Here is a 16,624-nt window from a genome sequence, read left to right on the forward strand (position 1 = left end):
CAATGACTACTTATCAAGTTATTCACAAAGAAATTAATACTATTACTCAAAAATTAATAGAAATTGGTTTATCAGTCAAACAAAAATTTCCTTCATGTCTATGTATAAGTAAGGATTGTTATGAAATTGCTTATCCTGGTATGCAAGATTTATCAATAGTATTGAAAAATATTAATTATAAGGAAATATATAATGAGCTAGACAAAGGTGAAAACTATAATATAAAGATGATTGATGGTGCATTAATACAACTTTTGTACACTTATCAAAAGTCTGAGTTAATTTCACATAGGTTAGCTTTCTTCCCATCACCATCATTAGAAATGTTTCAAAACGAGCCAGAACTTTATGAAGATGATGAAATATATGCGGATATAATAGCAAAAAATATATTACCAGTACCAATTAGATTTGATTACGATCCAGACAATTATAAAGAGATAGATCATCCTAAATGTCATCTTACTTTAGGACAGTTTAAAAATTGTAGAATACCTGTTTGTTCACCCATTACACCAAGTACGTTCATATCCTTTATTCTTCGCAGTTTTTATAATACGGCTTTTAGAGAATTTACAAGTGAACTTACATTTTCAAGTAACCTTTTCAGTGAAACAATAAGTATTACGGAAAAGAAGTTATTACACATAGCTATTTATTGAAAATTTATCACAGGATGCTTCATTTTCTCCCATACGCATCAACTTAAAATAAGTATATATTTCTGCTCACGAACTACTAATTCTATGTTTTGTTGCAACATATTAAACCTTATTTGCCTTTTTTAGATAAAAAGGTTAGCAAGAGTGGATAATTACTGTTGGCATAGAGAAAGTGCTACTGAATCTCACAGCTTGCCAGTCAATAACGCTTCTGAAACTTACCCATTTCCGCAAATGGGGTAAAACATCGCTGACACCAACCATCAACCCATAAAGCCGGAACCTTAAACCTCGCTCCACAATTAAGACACTCTGACAATAACCTTAACTGATGCTGCTTACACCCTTGCGTTACCTTCAACTGCCACTCAATTTTGTGACAAGGCGACTCGGCATAACAAGCTGCACACAACCTAATCGGCTCCATCTTCATTCCCTCCCCAGCAGGTGGTAACATCTGCTCTAACCTATTGGCTTCAACTCCCACCACAATAGCCAAAGCTTCCAACTGCTGACGTGAGGGAGGCGGATTAAAGCGAAACTTTTCCCAACGAGCAACAGCACCCCCAAGTCGCGCCGCTTTACCTAACCCAGTAGGCGTTAATTCATTCGCTCGTCGAAACCGTCCCAAATAATGACTCAAACTTTCGCCCTGATACGGTTCCACTCGAAACAGCCAGGGTTGGATATCTTCGGCTTTCATTACCTATACTCCCCAGTTACTTCCTTCAAAGTTTCCAGGTCTATTTTTTGTAATCCTTTCTTCAAAGCCCGAATTGCCGCTTCTCTGAGAATCATATCCAACAGCCCAATATAACCCCCCGTTGCTTCACCCAAAGTCTTCAACATTGTCTTGCTGGAGAGATTAGAAGCCACCGACAGTTGCAAAACTTTCTTTTCCCAGATATCCACAGTCCGCTTAAAATCTTCTCCTGACATCTTGCCAAAGCGATGACAAGCCCGAAAACGGTTATAAACCTGCTCATCTCGCTTAATTACAGCATCCAGGCGGTCTGTTCCTACCAAAATTACGGCAATTTCTAACTTGTCAAAAATATCGCGCACCTCTGCAAAGGTTTTCGGTTTCAAACGATCAGCCTCATCAACAATCAGCATCTCTACCCCGCAACCCTTGAGAACCCGAAACGTGCGATCGCGAATCTCTGCAACTGTACCTTTTGTTACCTGATACTTCAAATGTTCAAGAATCACCCCAAACAATTCCTTAGCACCACACTCTTGCGGAATTTGAATATAAGCAACAGGCACAGTAGGCGGTTGTCCTGGTTCTTGCTTGGGTTTATGTCTGAGCCTGTAGGCATCACAAGCCATTGTTTTACCAGTTCTTGACTCACCTACAACCCGTCCAGACTGACGCGCTTGACGTTTTCCTTCCAGCCAGTCATGGAGAATTTTGACTTGTTCAAGTGGAACAAAACTTTTACGATTCAATCTTTGAATTTCTGCTTGTAATTTTGCATCAGTGAGGGCAATATCGCCCAATTCTTGAGCAACAGCTTGGGCTTGTTTTAAAGTCATTTTTTAAAATCCGTAATCTTCGCGCATTTGTTCGTAATCAAAAACCTCTGGCATCTCCGATTCTTCTTGAGTTTGGGGAGATGCTACTTCTAGTTGTTCTACTTCACCAAGCGATGGTTGTTTAGCTTTTTTAAGTTCCATCTGTTCGGCTTTTTGACGTTCCTTCTTAGTTGGCTTTTGGTTGACAAAAGTTTCACGCTCCCTGACTTCTGCTAAAATTGAGCGATTGCTAATTGTCTTACCAGCCTCTCGAATCTTACGACTACTGGCTTTGGCTTCATCTAAAGACAGTTGCTCTGTCTCCAAATCTTGAGCAAATGCCCTAGCAACAAACTCCTCCCGATTTCCTTGTTGGCGGTAAACCAATATAGTTGTGATATCTCTAGGGTCGAATCGTAAAATAATACTTTCCCCGGCGTATCCTGCTAAAAGTTCACCTCGATACATGATGTTTTCAAATTGCAGGTAGCCTCCTCTTTGAATCTGCCGTCGTGTTTGTTTCATGAGGCAGATATCCAAATCTCGCTCGGACATGGCATCTGGAACTGCAATCAACCCAGATTCCCAGCGTTGAAATCGAGTTTGATCGCCCATACGTGCATCAATTCGCTGGTTATAGTGATTGACGATATAACGTACCAACTGCTGCTCTAGCTGTCTTAAGGTAAGACAAGCTTCTTTTTCTGCTTCTTCTGGTCGCTCTTGTACATTCGACCCCGTATATCCTGGTAAATTAGAGAATAATTCGGTGTTAAAGGTCTTAAAAGGACGCTCGACAATACCCCCTTCACTAGGGCGATCTCGTAAATGACAAACAAAACCTAGTTGTACTGCAATCTGTTGCAAGTGGTTAGAACGAAAATCTTTGCCGCCATCTGTATAAAAATGTTCCGGCAAACCGTAAGTACCCCATTCTTGATGGAGTCCATATTCTGAACCATACTGTTTGGGCAAAATGGCATGACGCAACGCCAAAGCGACCACCTGAGAACTAGGTGCGTCATAGCCCAAATTAATACCTATAATGCAACGGGAGTAACTATCTACAACTGTTGTCAACCAGGGACGACCCAGAACTTTGCCATGCTGGTCTACCAATAAAACATCTACACGGGTATGGTCACACTGCCAAACATGGTTACTGTAATCTACGGATAAATCTTTTCCGTCACGGGTTTTTATTGCTAGGCGTGACCCTCGCCAACCTGGACTGCGAACGCTTTTAGCTTTCTCTTGCTTCTCAATTAATGGTTGCAAAATGCGGTATACGGTCATGTGGGAAGGAGGTTTAACACCAAGTTCATCAGCCCTTACCTTGACTCTCACAGCTACCTGCTGACGAGTCATTCTTTTACTGCCTTTATTGCCTTCCTTATAGGTTTTTAAAATAAATTCTTGCCAATTCTCGTTGACTCGGTGCTTTCCTTTGTCTGCACGTTGAGTTTGAGTGAGTCCTGCTAACCCTTCTTGCTCCCATTTATCAATCAGTCGCCGTATCGTTCGCACAGATTTACCCAATTTTACTGCTGCTTGTTGGAGCCTTTGAGCATATGTTGTGCGATCGCTTGCTTCTAGTAGACTTTGAATCACCTCCATTTTTAACTTTGCCTCATCTGTAAGTTCCGAGACAATTACATTTGCTTCGGTGATACTGCTGCTTGAGTCTGTGATGCTTGTCTTGGTTGCAGGTATGTCAGAAAAATTAGCTTCCTGCATAAACATAATTGTTTAATTGAAACATATATGTATATTTTACCTACAGAGTGACATTTAATCTGTTAATTTTTCTAAAATTCAAGAATTTTTCCGGTTTTTGTGAAATGACAGTTAAATTGTTAAATTTCAGGAATTGGACATCTAATTTGTTAATCCAGCCAAAATAAGGTTGTGAGAATTGAGCTAATCAAAAACCTGCCATAACCTTTGTTAAGACAGCCTTTGAGCTATTTATCTATTTTGTGACAAGATTTTGTTAATTGGACAGATAATTAGTTAATGTACAAGAAATATCAACCCCTAAAGCCCTTGATTTCAAGGGTTTTGTTGTTTTTATGTTGACGCTCCCCGCATTTCGCTTCGCTACATAAGGGGATTCTTGTTTCACTGAGCAACCTTGCCTAGACTTGTTGCCAAATCTGGGTAGAGGGTCATTTCTCCACAAGCGTTAAAAGTTTCCGTCCGCCCGACGGTACTCATGTCTAAATTAGTTTGTTTCAGTGCCTTGTTCAAAATGTTAATACTGGCGTTCAAATCCCTATCTAATATAGACCCACACTTACAAATATGAGTGCGAACAGATAGAGATTTTTTCACGACTTCACCACAGGATGAGCAGTTTTGACTAGTGAATTTTGGGTCAACAGGTATAACAACTCGACCATATATTTTCCCAAAGTATTCTAGCCATTGGGTGAACAGTGACCATGAAACATCACTAATTGATTTCGCAAGTTTACTATTCTTAACCATGTTTTTCACTTGCAGTTTTTCATACGCCACAAGGTCGTTAGACTTGATCACGCATAACGCTTGCTTAATTGCGTTATCTTTACGCTGACGCGAAACTTTCAAGTGTTTTCTACCAAGACGGTTAATAGCTTTTTTGCGGTTATTAGACCCTTTCTTTTTGCGACTAACTTGTTTTTGAAGTCTTTTTAAAGCCTTCTCTGACTTGCGTAAATATCTAGGGTTCTCTACCGTATTACCAAGGGAATCAGTGTAGAAGTGATTCAAACCAACATCTAAACCTATGGTTTTACCTGTTGGTTGAGTATCTATATTGCGTTCTGCGTCTACGCAAAATTGGACGTAGTAGCCATCTGAACGCTTAACTATTCTGACTCGCTTGATTTGTTTAATTTGGTAAAAATGTAAATCCCTAGTCCCTATTAACTTCAGTTGACCAATATTACATTTGTCTGTGAATTTAATGTACTTGCGGTCATCTGAGAGTTTCCATCCACTCAGCTTATATTCAACTGAGCGATTATCTTTTTGAAACTTTGGATATCCCTTTTTACCTGCAATTTTAGCTTTGCAATTATCGAAAAATCTCTTGATAGCAAAAGCTGTTCTTTCTGCTGCTGCCTGTCTTGCTGAGGAATTTAATTTATCAGCAAAATCAAACTCGTTAGCTATAACAGCAGTGTATTTATTCAAGTCGTAAGGTTTAACACCACGATTGTCCATCCAAAACCGTAAGCACTTATTACGGATGAATTTAGTAATCCGCAATGCTTCATCTATCTGTTGATATTGTCGCAAAGTGCCTTTAGCTTTGAACTCGAAAACAATCATTGTTTCTTACCTTATCGACCTCATGGTATTTTATAGTATTTTAGGGAATAGTACAATCCCTAAAATTGTTCAATGCTCAACTATCCCTCTCACTGTTCTTGCAAAGCAAGAAGTCATTCAAGGAATGTCTCGCATTAAGAAGCCTTTCATCCCCAAGTTCCACTTCGTTCCACTTGGGGTCTTCACAGCAAGTTAGATAAACAACTGGGGTAAAGATGTAAGTAGAGGGTTTTACCCTGAGATATATTTGATACTAAATTAACTGACGCTGGCGTAAGTCCTGGATATATCCAATCTACAACTTGATAGTCACAGTCTTAACTTCGGTGTACTGTTGTAAGCCATATTCACCCAGTTCACGCCCGATACCTGACTGTTTAAAGCCACCAAAGGGTGCTGCTGCATCAAATACGTCGTAGCAATTTACCCATACTGTACCAGCCCGGACATTATTCGCGATCGCATGAGCTTTGGTAATATCTTTTGTCCAGACGGCGGCGGCGAGTCCGTATATGGTGTTATTTGCCCGTTGAATGACTTCTTCGATATCTTGGAATTTGATAATACTCATCACCGGGCCAAAGATTTCCTCTTGAGCAATTTGCATCTCATCAAGGACATCAGCAAATACGGTGGGTGCAATAAAGAAACCCCTATCTCCGACACGATTTCCACCGCATAAAATTTGCGCCCCTTCTCGCATCCCTGATTCGATATAACTCATGACTCTATCGAATTGGTCTTTGTCTACTTGCGGCCCTTGTTGTGTATTGCTATCAAAAGGATCGCCGACAATTCTATTTTTGGCTTTTTCTACAGTTTTGGCGACAAACTCGTCATAACATTTTGCCTCTACAAATAGCCGTGAACCAGCAGAGCAACATTGACCTTGATTAAAGAATATGGCATTCTGTGCGCCTTCAATGGCAGCGTCTAAATCAGCGTCAGCAAAGACAATGTTGGGACTTTTTCCCCCTAGTTCTAGAGTGACGCGCTTGAGGTTACTTTTAGCCGCCGCTTCCATAATTAAATGTCCCACCTGAGTAGAACCAGTAAAGGCGACTTTATCCACATCCATATGATGAGCGATCGCAGCTCCAGCAGTCGGGCCATATCCTGATAATATGTTCACTACACCAGGGGGAAAACCTGCTTCGATGATTAACTCTCCCACACGCAATGCTGATAATGGTGTTTGTTCAGCCGTCTTGAGAACTACTGTATTACCTGTAGCCAAAGCTGGGGCTAATTTCCACGCTTGCATGACTATAGGAAAATTCCACGGGATAATTTGACCAACTACGCCCACAGGTTCATGACGAGTGTAGCAGAAGTAAGGGCCACTAATGGGGATGGTTTTACCTTGTACCTTATCTGCCCAACCTGCATAATAACGATAGCAGGCGATCGCTAATTCTAAATCTTCTACAGAATCGCGCAGTGGTTTACCGTTGTCTAGGGTTTCTAACCGCGCCAACTCATCAATATTTTCTGCTATTAAATCCGCTAACTTATAAAGCAACTCTCCCCGACGAGTCGCTGATAGTTTCGACCATTCTCCACTATTAAAAGCCTGACGCGCCGCTTTTACGGCTTTGTCTACATCTGGCGCATCTGCTTCTGCTACTTCACAGATGACCTCACCTGTGGCTGGGTTAATTGTCTCAAATCTACGACCGCTAACACTATCCACCCACTCATTATTAATTAGCAGCCGAGTTGCGCCAATTTTTACCTGTTGTTTTGGTTCTTGTGCTGTAACCATCAGACCGATCCAAAAATACTAACAGTTGCTCTTATGAATTTAGCGCAATGTCATATGGATTGGGCATTGGGAATTGGGCATTGGGAATGGGACGAGAAAGCATTTTTTATTACGTGCTTTCTGCGTCATCCCCACTACAAATATTGACACTGTTCTACTTAGGTTTAATGAAAATACAATTAACTGTGACATGACCATTAGAAGAGTAGGTGCAAGTTGTACAGCGATTAGTTCCATTAACTCCCTGACTATTGGTAGCAGGTGCATTAGTGGTTTCACAAGTTTTCTGTTCTGTTGAACCACCAGGCTGTGCGATCGCTCTTTGGGTATTAGTCGGGGCTGGAAGTACACTAACTAATGTATAATTTGCCGCGTGAACAGCATCAGCACAGTTACGAGAAATCACTTCTGCTTGGGGTTGTGCAGCCATTGCTCCGGTAGAAACTAGGGCAGTTGCTAAGATTGTCATACTCATCATGGCGGTGCGAGCGAGATTCATAGTAGTTTCCTTAGATTCAGTGGTGAAGTTTGTAAAGTGTTGTTTAACACCTTCACTTACTATCTATGTCGGAAGCTGATTTTTTATGCAGCGTCAGTGATGGACTCAGCATTCTCATAGCTATTTAGTTAGAATTGTGGTATCAAAGAATTCCGATACCAGAGCAATAGCCAAAACAGGTTTTTCCTAAGATTTGAGCTTACTTAATTAGAACTACTGTTTTCGCAAGTAGAGATAAGTAGAACGGTGTAAATAATTAAAGGTTTGTAGTAAGGACTTTAGTCCTCTCATAAGGACTAAAGTCCTTACTACGAACTAAATACAATTTTTTTACATCACTTTACATAGTTTGGTTTTTTCAAATCGTTCTATATCTAGTAATTAATTTGATATTTTTGAGGTGATGCTGATACCTGCATTCTCTAGCTATGGCTCAAGGTATGGGTAAAAATTTACTAACCGAGGAGTCGATTATGGAATCTCTGGATCTGAAATGGATTCGCGGACAGTTTCCTGCGCTGAACCAAAAAATTAACGGACAACCCGCTATATTCTTCGATGGGCCTGGTGGGACACAAGTACCAGGAGCAGTATTAGATGCAATTAGTGATTATTTAGTGAGGTCAAATGCTAATGCTCATGGTGCATTTGCTACCAGTGCGCGAACAGATGCGGTGATTACGGCGGCGAGGGTAGCGATCGCAGATTTTTTGGGTTGCAGTAGTGATGAGGTGGTATTCGGTGCGAATATGACCACTTTGACGTTGACTTTAAGTCGAGCGATCGCCCGCACTATTCAACCAGGTGATGAAATTATTGTTACCCGTTTAGACCATTATGCAAATGTTTCTCCTTGGTATGCTTTAGAGGAACAAGGCGCAATTATCCGGGTAGTGGATATTCATGTCACAGATTGCACCTTAGACATGAGCGATTTAGAACAGCAAATTAATTCCCGCACCAAGTTAGTAGCTGTCAGTTATGCTTCCAACGCTGTCGGGACAATTAACGATGTAGCTGCGATCGTGCGTTTAGCTCATGCTGTCGGTGCTTGGGTATTTGTTGATGCTGTTCATTATGCACCCCACGCCCCGATTAATGTTCATGCTTTAGACTGCGATTTTCTGGCTTGTTCCGCTTACAAATTTTTCGCCCCCCACGTTGGAATTTTGTATGGTAAACGCCAGCATCTAGAAAATCTCCAACCCTATAAAGTTAAACCTGCGAGTAATGAAGTACCATCTCGTTGGGAAAACGGTACTCTCAATCACGAAGGACTAGCAGGTGTAGTGGCAGCAATTAATTACTTGACAAAATTAGGTTGTCATGTGTCTCCCACTATGAATAATGAATTAGTAGAAGCGTTGATGGAAGCCGACAAGGAAGGCTTAGAACATTTCCAATGTCCACGCTTTTTAACATCAGAACACCCAGATGCTATTGCCTCAGCTTATCATAGTCGGCGTGCGGCGTTAGTTGCAGCCATGTCAGCCATTCAGCAATATGAAAGGGAACTCAGCCATAAACTAATTTCGGGACTCTTAGAAATTCCTGGCTTAAGCATCTATGGAATTACCGAACCCTATCGCTTTAACTGGCGCACACCCACAGTAGCCATCAGAATCGCAGGGAAAAGCCCCGAAAGTATAGCCAAAAATTTAGGCGATCGCGGTATTTTCACCTGGAACGGTAACTTTTATGCCCTTGGTTTAACAGAAAGACTAGGTTTAGAAACCAGTGGTGGCTTATTGCGAATTGGGTTAGTACATTACAACTCAATGGAAGAGATTGTGGAACTAGTGGAAGCGGTAAAAGGGGTGTAGGGGTGTGGGGGTGTGAGGGTTTAGGGGTGTGGAGGAGACAAGGTAGACAAGGAAGAAATGAAAAATTTTTCTCCCCATGCCCCATGCCCCATGCCCCATGCCCCATGCCCCATGCCCCATGCCCCATGCCCCATGCCCCATTTCATTATTGAGACAAATTCGTCAAATTCGCTAATTTATAGACGATTCGCGCGCCTACATTGCCATCCCACTCATCATCGCCAACTTCGCAGACATCGAAGCCGATAATTTTTCTCCCACTTTTGACTAGTTCTCTAAACAAACAAAAACTTTGCTCTAATTCCAAACCACCAGGGACGGGAGTACCTGTATTGGGGCAAAGTTTGGGATCTAATCCATCCACATCAAAACTAACATGGACATATTCTGGTAAATGGCTGATAATTTCTTGGCATAAATCTATCCAAGTTTTCCCAGAATAGAGTTGTTGTTTAATCGCTGGGTCATAATATGCCACAATGCGACCATTTGATTCATCAATCATGTTAACTTCATCATGACAAATATCACGCAAACCTACCTGCACTAATTTAGAAATTTGCGGTATTTTCATCGCATTAAACATGATGGAAGCGTGAGAAAATTCAAACCCTTCATAGGCATCACGTAAATCAGCGTGTGCGTCTATATGGAGAATGCCAAAATCAGGATATTTTTCAGCTAAAGCCTGGAAATAACCCAACGGTGAACTATGATCACCACCAATTACAGCAACTTTCTTACCCCGATTTATTGCTTCTTGACACTGGTTAAACAACCATTGATTTACCTGTTGAGAAGCTTGATTAATTTCAGTTAATACAGGTGTTAAATCGGGTGCATCTGTTAGTTCTTTTCCTTGTGCTAGCCGTTCAATAATTTGTCCAGCTAAGTCGCGATAATATTGATTTTTTTCGAGAATATCTTGAGGAATTTCTACAAGATAAATTCCTTGTTTCCAAGCTTCGGGATTGTCAAAGTCAAATAAATCCAGTTGAATGGAAGCATCAAGAATACGCTGTGGCCCGTTGGCTGTACCTGCACCGTAGGAAACAGTAACCTCCCAAGGTACAGCAAAGACAATTAAGTTTGCAGATTCATAATCAAACGGTAAACCCAAAAGATTACCGTTGATTTCGCCAATACCACTAGGATTATAGTCTTGCAGTAGATTACTCATAGTAAAAATTTGATGACACCTTACAAGGTATAACAATTTTGGATTTTGGATTTTGGATTTTGGATTAAAAGCCTAGATTCTTAGTCTGTTCCAGAATCTCGAAACAATACTACCTATCCCGATTTGGTGTTAAAGTCTCTCTTCGTTCCCAGTCCCCAATCCCCAGTCCCCAATCCCCAACCCCAAGTATCATTCCTCACAAGTTCCTCAAATTTTCTGTTTATAACTGCTTTAACGATGAAGGCGGAAAATCCAGGATTATAGCCTGATTCAATTGTTGATGCTTGACGGAGAATAACTATGATTCGCTTACTTGTGGGTATCTTAGTTTTTGTAATTAATACAATTTACCGCGATCGCCCTTATCCTCGCTTTTATGTTTTAGAAACTGTTGCCAGAGTACCTTATTTTTCTTATCTTTCGGTTCTCCACCTCTACGAAACTCTAGGTTTATGGCGTAAGGCTGACTGGTTGAAGGTTCACTTTGCAGAATCTTGGAATGAATTGCACCACCTATTGATTATGGAAGAATTGGGGGGTGCTGGATTTTGGGGCGATCGCCTCTTAGCCCGCACAACTGCTTTAATTTATTACTGGATTATTACGGCGTTGTATATTGTCTCTCCTGGTGCTGCTTACCATTTCATGGAGTTGGTAGAAAAACACGCCTACAACAGCTATGATAAATTCCTCACATCTCACGAAGCAGAATTAAAAGCTAAACCAGCACTAGAGGTAGCTAGACTCTATTATCGTGACGGCGACTTATATATGTTTGACGAATTCCAAACAGCACACACCCCCGCCGAACGTCGTCCACAAATTGAAAATCTCTATGATGTATTTGTCGCCATCCGTGATGACGAGATGGAACACGTTAAAACCATGATTGCTTGTCAATTACCAGACACAAAGCTTGCTTACCTCAGCCCTCATAACCTCGAACCTCAAACCGCAGCTTTCGCCAATACAGAAGCGAATAATACTCAAGCCATCACTGCTCGGTAGTTCATAATCATATTGTGTGTGGTTCAATACTAGCTAATAACCCCAGTTTCATACAAAAAACTGGGGTTTTCAAGTTTGGGGACTGTGGACTGGGGATTGGGGATTGGGGATTGGGGATTGGGGACTGGAAGTTAGACAAGGTAGAATTTATCTCTCAACCCAGCACTCACTACTCATTACTCATTACTTATTACTCCTTACTCAGCACTCAGCACTCAGCACTCAGCACTCACCTACGGTGATTACTGACTCAACCTCTCTAAAAAAATTTTTATCTTCACACTAAAGTTATTTAATTTACATCTACCTTAAGTATTATTTGAGCTATTAGCCATAACATGGTAACATCCAAGTGATTGATTGATGACTATTACAAAGAACAGTTCATCATACACCAATTAACATTAACAGCATCTACTATACTTACTTTACTAAGTATGCGTCATTTAGCCTGATGCGAAAATTTGGCGCGCTCTACTGAAAAAATCAATATCAATCAATTCTTTATTCAGCATCCAAACTTTGAGACTGTATGGCTAGTAAATTACACTGCAAAATTTGGCAATGGTGTGTTGCGTTGATTCACACATCATTAAAACCTGTAAAACTTATGTTCTTTAGCCAAGTTTGGCGGCGAAATCTCCAACTAAGACGCTTGTTCCCCATCTTGGCTATGATATCGTTTGTTACAGTCTTGTTGGTGAGTAATTTCACTCCTGTACTTGCCCAATTACCACGTCAAGAAATTCGTGGCGTTTGGTTGACGAATAATGATTTTAATATCCTCAAGGATCGTCGCCAAGTCCAAGAGGCGATGAATCAACTCCAGGAAATGAACTTTAATACTGTTTATCCTGTGGTGTGGAATTCTGGTTATGTGATGTATCCCAGTGCTGTAGCGCAAAGGGCTGGTATTCAACCTTTTGTTTTTCGTGGCTCAGATGGACATGACATTTTAGCAGATGTAGTTAACCAAGCCCATCGTCGGGGTTTGTTGGCGAATGCTTGGTTTGAGTTTGGGTTTATGGCTCCTCCTACATCAGAATTAGCTGTGAATCATCCAGAATGGTTGACACAAAAACGCAATAGTGGCAAAACTTCTATGAGTGCGGCTGGGGAAGTAGTATGGCTAAACCCTTTTCATCCCCAAGTTCAGAAGTTAATTAGTGATCTCGTTTTAGAGATTGTCAGTAACTATGATGTTGATGGGATTCAGTTTGATGATCACATGAGTTTACCTCATGAGTTTGGCTACGATCGCTACACCATTGCTCTCTACACCCAAGAAACTAAGAAAAGTCCTCCCGCTAATCCCCAAGACCCCAGTTGGTTGCGCTGGCGAGCTGATAAAATTACCGCATTCATGACTCAGCTAAATCAAGCCGTCAAAGCCAGAAAACCCAATGTAATTTTTTCTGTTTCGCCTAATTACTATGATTTTGCTTACAAGTTTCAGCTACAAGATTGGCTGGCTTGGTTAAGAAAAGGCTTGATAGATGAGTTAATTGTGCAAGTTTACCGTCCTGATTTGCAAAGTTTTGTGGCTAATATTTCCCGTCCCGAAATTCAAGAAGCCCAAAAAACCATTCCCACCGCAATTGGGGTGATGACAGGTTTACGAAATAATCCCGTTTCCATCCAACAAATTAAGTCTCAAGTCCGAGCCACCCAGCAACGAGGCTTAGGGGTAGCCTTTTTCTACTACAGTAGTATGTGGAACTACTCTTCAGAATCTTTAGATGAGCGTCAAGCAGGATTCCAAGCCTTGTTCCCCTATCCGGCGTTGCGTGCTAGGGTGGATTAACAAGAGGGACTGGGGATTGGGGATTGGGGACTAGGGATTGGATTTTCCCCTTCTGCTTCCTTTGCTTTCCTAATCCTTGTTCCTTAGTGTCAATGCTTCTACATCGACTTGCAGATTTTATAGACTCTGATTGGAATAATACTAATCAATCCCCTCGTTATTGGTATGAGGGGCGTTGTCTGCAAACTGGTGATTTACTCAGACTTCCACGCACATCTTTTGTAGAAGCGATCGCCTGTGGTTTAATGCAAAAATTAGCTGAAGATGAGCGTTATTCCCGTGAGGGAAAAATGTATGGTGTGTTGTTGGTGGAATCAGCCACGGGGGAACAGCAAGTATTAAAGGCTTTTTCTGGGTTACTCAATGGTGAAAGTATAGTTGATAGCTGGGTTCCGCCGATTCCAGGGAGGGAACAAGTAGCTTTACAAGAAGCCCAAACTTTAGCTGAATTAGCAGCAATTAAGCAAGAATTAATTAGCCTCCAGCAATTACCCGCCAGACAGGAGTATGAGAGATTATCCCAGGAATTTGCCCAACAGTTGAAAATCATGAGCGATCGCCATGCTCATGCTAAACAGCAACGTCAGCAACAACGCCAGCAACTCTGCGATACACTCACAGGGGAAGCTTTAACTTTAGCTTTAACGCAATTAGACGAAGTAAGCCGCCAACAGGGGATAGAACGCCGCCACCTCAAACGCCAGCGTGATGTGACTTTAGCGACATTAAAAACAGCGATCGCCACAGCAGATACACGCATCCAGGAACTCAAACACCAGCGTAAAGCCATATCTCGACAATTACAAACACAAATGCACGCGGCTTACTCCCTGATGAATTTTTTAGGGCAATCTTCATCATTACAGCAATTAATGCCCAATGGTTTACCCACGGGGACAGGCGACTGTTGCGCGCCGAAGTTACTCCACTACGCCGCTACCCACGGACTCAAACCCCTAGCAATGGCTGAATTTTGGTGGGGAACATCCCATCAAGATAAAAAACTCCACCCACAAGGGGATGGAGTTTTTGGGCATGGGGAATCGGGCATAGGGCATGGGGAAGAAGCTACCAATGCCCTATGCCCTATGCCCCATGCGGCGGGGCTGCTGTCCTTCTCCACCCGCAAGGGGATGGAGTTTCCCGCCGCTTTCGATAAAGTGCAGGGAGAATTTTATGGTGCTTGTGCTGAACGTTGTCAGCCGTTAATGGGGTTTTTGTTGTCTGGTTTGCAACCTAACCCCCCTACCCCCTTCCTTTATAGGGAAGGGGAGTTTTAAGCCCCTCCCCTACAAGGGGAGGGGTTTGGGGAGAGGTCAAAACCATCTACGAAGACGAATATTTAATTGCTGTCAACAAACCCCCTGGTTTACTTTCTGTCCCTGGACGCTATTTAGAAACTCAAGATAGCGTCATTAGTCGTTTGCGTAATTCCTTACCTGATGGCGATAATTTAACTGCTGTACATCGCTTAGATCAACAAACTTCTGGGATTCTCTTGCTAGCGCGTGATTTACCAACCTATCGCCAACTTAGCCAGCAATTTCAACAGCGACAAGTCCACAAGGTTTATGAGGCGATACTTGCAGGGGTTGTCACTCAAGATGAGGGTGTAATTGAATTACCATTGTGGGGAAATCCCGAAAATCGACCTTATCAGCAAGTTAATTGGGAACTTGGTAAACCCAGCGTGACGCGCTTTCGAGTGATGGCGAGAGAAGGAAATTATACCCGTGTGGAATTGGAACCATTAACCGGACGCACCCATCAATTGCGAGTTCATGCTTTGGTAGGATTGGGAGTTGTGATATTAGGCGATCGCTTGTATGGTTGCAATGCTGGGATGAGTCGTTTACACTTACACGCCAAAGAACTCCGCTTTCAGCATTCCCACACCCAAGCGACTACTCATTTGCAGACTGAAACGCCGTTTTGAGTAAGATTGTTTACAGTTTCTCAAGGGGTTCATAGCGGCAGTTTTGCAATCCGATCAACCCACTCTTCTGCACTTGATACAGACCAAATTAGCAACAATTCCTCAATCACGATTTCAATCGGTATTTTTCTAGAAACGATGATCACTCCTGAACTCTGATGATTGATGATAAATTCAGCAAACTCTGATGGCATGGTTTTACGATCATGGGTGACGAGAATGCGCCCCTGTTTTGCTGCGATCGCTAATACTTCGAGGTCTTTAACGCCCTCTAATCCAGCTGCAAAGGCCGTTTGGAAATCAACTGTAGCTTCTCGACGCAAAACCCCCGTGACAATTGCCTGATTTAAGTCAGCATCGGCTTGGTAACGAATAATCATGATCAAGCCTTTTGACTTATTGACTTAGCTGCTATCAGCTTATTGTACAAAACAGGATCAGTAGTTTTTAGGGGTTGGGGCATGGCATCAAAAGCAGTTTCCTCGGCTTCTAGGTAAGAATCTATTTCTACACGATTAGCTAGATAGAAGGCGATCGCACCATAAACTTGTTCCAATGTTAGCAACGGAAAAGACTGAACAATACTTTCAGGCGATAGCCCACCTCGGAAAGCATAAACAACAGAGTCAAGGGAAATTCTCGTTCCTTCAACCCAGTAGCCATCATTCTGATACTCTACATAAGATTTGGGTGCAACAACTGACATATGTTTATTTGGTTTTTACCTAATTTTAATCATATCAATCAGGTTTATCCTTTTTGTTATTAGGCGATCGCTTATATGGTTGCAATGCTGGGGTGAGTCGCTTACACTTACACGCCAAAGAACTCCGCTTTCAGCATCCCCACACCCAAGCGACTATTCATTTGCAGACTGAAACGCCGTTTTAATCTTTTTACTATGCTCGCAAACAGTCTATGATGCTGTTGGTTGTGGTTTTTGGGGATAACGTCGCTTGATGGGAAGTTTCACAACTTCGTGTCCACTCACAATTTGCTTTTGGCGTAGATCGCTAAATATAGCTTTTAGGTCATAGTTTAAAGACTTAGCATATTCCTCTCTGTACTGATGGATTTCTTTGACGATATCGTCCTCATACATATTTATTTT

Annotated in this window: 17 protein-coding genes and 2 pseudogenes; 9 read left to right on the plus strand and 10 right to left on the minus strand. The window is 41.8% G+C overall.

Going from position 1 to position 16,624, the window contains the following annotated elements; genetic code table 11:
* Positions 1 to 2: 2 nt before the first annotated feature.
* Positions 3 to 662 carry a DUF2290 domain-containing protein gene (locus tag CV014_RS11195; RefSeq protein WP_236142102.1) on the plus strand — a complete coding sequence of 220 codons (660 nt, stop codon included), beginning with the start codon at positions 3 to 5 and terminating at the stop codon, positions 660 to 662.
* A 199-nt stretch (positions 663 to 861) separates the two neighbouring features.
* Here the strand turns inward: CV014_RS11195 and CV014_RS11200 are convergent, their stop codons facing one another.
* The 6 genes from CV014_RS11200 to CV014_RS11225 all read right to left on the minus strand — a co-directional run bounded on the left by CV014_RS11200 (position 862) and on the right by CV014_RS11225 (position 7,762).
* Positions 862 to 1,365, minus strand: coding sequence for a TniQ family protein (locus CV014_RS11200; RefSeq protein WP_236142103.1), 504 nt, complete (start codon positions 1,363 to 1,365; stop codon positions 862 to 864).
* Entirely contained in the window at positions 1,365 to 2,201 is an 837-nt protein-coding gene (locus CV014_RS11205; RefSeq protein ID WP_236142104.1) for a TniB family NTP-binding protein, read from the minus strand. Before CV014_RS11205 ends, CV014_RS11200 begins: the two co-directional genes overlap by 1 nt.
* A gap of 3 nt (positions 2,202 to 2,204) precedes the next feature.
* Positions 2,205 to 3,917 (minus strand): Mu transposase C-terminal domain-containing protein, encoded by a 1,713-nt coding sequence (locus CV014_RS11210; RefSeq protein ID WP_236142105.1) that lies wholly within the window; start codon positions 3,915 to 3,917, stop codon positions 2,205 to 2,207.
* 384 nt (positions 3,918 to 4,301) lie between these two features.
* The gene (locus tag CV014_RS11215) at positions 4,302 to 5,498 is read right to left on the minus strand and encodes an RNA-guided endonuclease InsQ/TnpB family protein (protein WP_236142106.1); all 1,197 of its coding nucleotides are present in this window, start codon (positions 5,496 to 5,498) and stop codon (positions 4,302 to 4,304) included.
* A 295-nt stretch (positions 5,499 to 5,793) separates the two neighbouring features.
* The gene (locus tag CV014_RS11220; RefSeq protein ID WP_236142107.1) at positions 5,794 to 7,263 is read right to left on the minus strand and encodes an aldehyde dehydrogenase family protein; all 1,470 of its coding nucleotides are present in this window, start codon (positions 7,261 to 7,263) and stop codon (positions 5,794 to 5,796) included.
* 154 nt (positions 7,264 to 7,417) lie between these two features.
* The gene (locus tag CV014_RS11225; protein WP_236142108.1) at positions 7,418 to 7,762 is read right to left on the minus strand and encodes a hypothetical protein; all 345 of its coding nucleotides are present in this window, start codon (positions 7,760 to 7,762) and stop codon (positions 7,418 to 7,420) included.
* A gap of 473 nt (positions 7,763 to 8,235) precedes the next feature.
* Between CV014_RS11225 and CV014_RS11230 the strand changes: the two genes are divergently transcribed.
* Both CV014_RS11230 and CV014_RS11235 read left to right on the plus strand, forming a co-directional pair.
* Positions 8,236 to 9,585, plus strand: coding sequence for a cysteine desulfurase-like protein (locus CV014_RS11230; protein WP_236142109.1), 1,350 nt, complete (start codon positions 8,236 to 8,238; stop codon positions 9,583 to 9,585).
* Between the two features lie 26 nt (positions 9,586 to 9,611).
* Entirely contained in the window at positions 9,612 to 9,737 is a 126-nt protein-coding gene (locus tag CV014_RS11235) for a histidine kinase (protein ID WP_236142110.1), read from the plus strand.
* Here CV014_RS11235 and speB read toward each other — a convergent pair.
* A complete protein-coding gene (gene speB / locus CV014_RS11240; protein ID WP_236142111.1) occupies positions 9,731 to 10,765 on the minus strand; it encodes an agmatinase SpeB in 1,035 nt (344 codons plus the stop codon). The genes CV014_RS11235 and speB overlap by 7 nt on opposite strands.
* Before the next feature lie 300 nt (positions 10,766 to 11,065).
* Between speB and CV014_RS11245 the strand changes: the two genes are divergently transcribed.
* The 5 genes and pseudogenes from CV014_RS11245 to CV014_RS11265 form a co-directional block, all read left to right on the plus strand.
* Positions 11,066 to 11,773 carry an alternative oxidase gene (locus CV014_RS11245; RefSeq protein WP_236142112.1) on the plus strand — a complete coding sequence of 236 codons (708 nt, stop codon included), beginning with the start codon at positions 11,066 to 11,068 and terminating at the stop codon, positions 11,771 to 11,773.
* A gap of 14 nt (positions 11,774 to 11,787) precedes the next feature.
* Positions 11,788 to 12,015 (plus strand): hypothetical protein, encoded by a 228-nt coding sequence (locus tag CV014_RS11250; protein WP_236142113.1) that lies wholly within the window; start codon positions 11,788 to 11,790, stop codon positions 12,013 to 12,015.
* A gap of 290 nt (positions 12,016 to 12,305) precedes the next feature.
* On the plus strand, positions 12,306 to 13,577 hold the full coding sequence (locus tag CV014_RS11255) for a glycoside hydrolase family 10 protein (RefSeq protein ID WP_236142114.1): 1,272 nt from the start codon (positions 12,306 to 12,308) through the stop codon (positions 13,575 to 13,577).
* Between the two features lie 92 nt (positions 13,578 to 13,669).
* Positions 13,670 to 14,578, plus strand: a pseudogene (locus CV014_RS11260) (RluA family pseudouridine synthase); the annotation flags it as partial.
* A gap of 153 nt (positions 14,579 to 14,731) precedes the next feature.
* Positions 14,732 to 15,513, plus strand: a pseudogene (locus CV014_RS11265) (RluA family pseudouridine synthase); the annotation flags it as partial.
* A 29-nt stretch (positions 15,514 to 15,542) separates the two neighbouring features.
* Here the strand turns inward: CV014_RS11265 and CV014_RS11270 are convergent.
* Together CV014_RS11270 and CV014_RS11275 are read right to left on the minus strand one after the other, a co-directional pair.
* The gene (locus CV014_RS11270) at positions 15,543 to 15,893 is read right to left on the minus strand and encodes a DUF5615 family PIN-like protein (RefSeq protein ID WP_236142115.1); all 351 of its coding nucleotides are present in this window, start codon (positions 15,891 to 15,893) and stop codon (positions 15,543 to 15,545) included.
* A 2-nt stretch (positions 15,894 to 15,895) separates the two neighbouring features.
* Entirely contained in the window at positions 15,896 to 16,219 is a 324-nt protein-coding gene (locus CV014_RS11275) for a DUF433 domain-containing protein (protein ID WP_236142116.1), read from the minus strand.
* Positions 16,220 to 16,272: 53 nt separating this feature from the next.
* Between CV014_RS11275 and CV014_RS29980 the strand changes: the two genes are divergently transcribed.
* Complete coding sequence (locus CV014_RS29980) at positions 16,273 to 16,404, plus strand: hypothetical protein (protein ID WP_268964634.1); 132 nt, start codon at positions 16,273 to 16,275, stop codon at positions 16,402 to 16,404.
* A 25-nt stretch (positions 16,405 to 16,429) separates the two neighbouring features.
* On the opposite strand, the gene CV014_RS11280 is transcribed toward CV014_RS29980, so the two are convergent.
* Positions 16,430 to 16,615, minus strand: coding sequence for a hypothetical protein (locus CV014_RS11280; protein ID WP_236142117.1), 186 nt, complete (start codon positions 16,613 to 16,615; stop codon positions 16,430 to 16,432).
* Between the last annotated feature and the right edge of the window lie 9 nt (positions 16,616 to 16,624).

This window comes from Nostoc sp. CMAA1605 (assembly GCF_021596505.1).
GTDB lineage: Bacteria > Cyanobacteriota > Cyanobacteriia > Cyanobacteriales > Nostocaceae > Trichormus.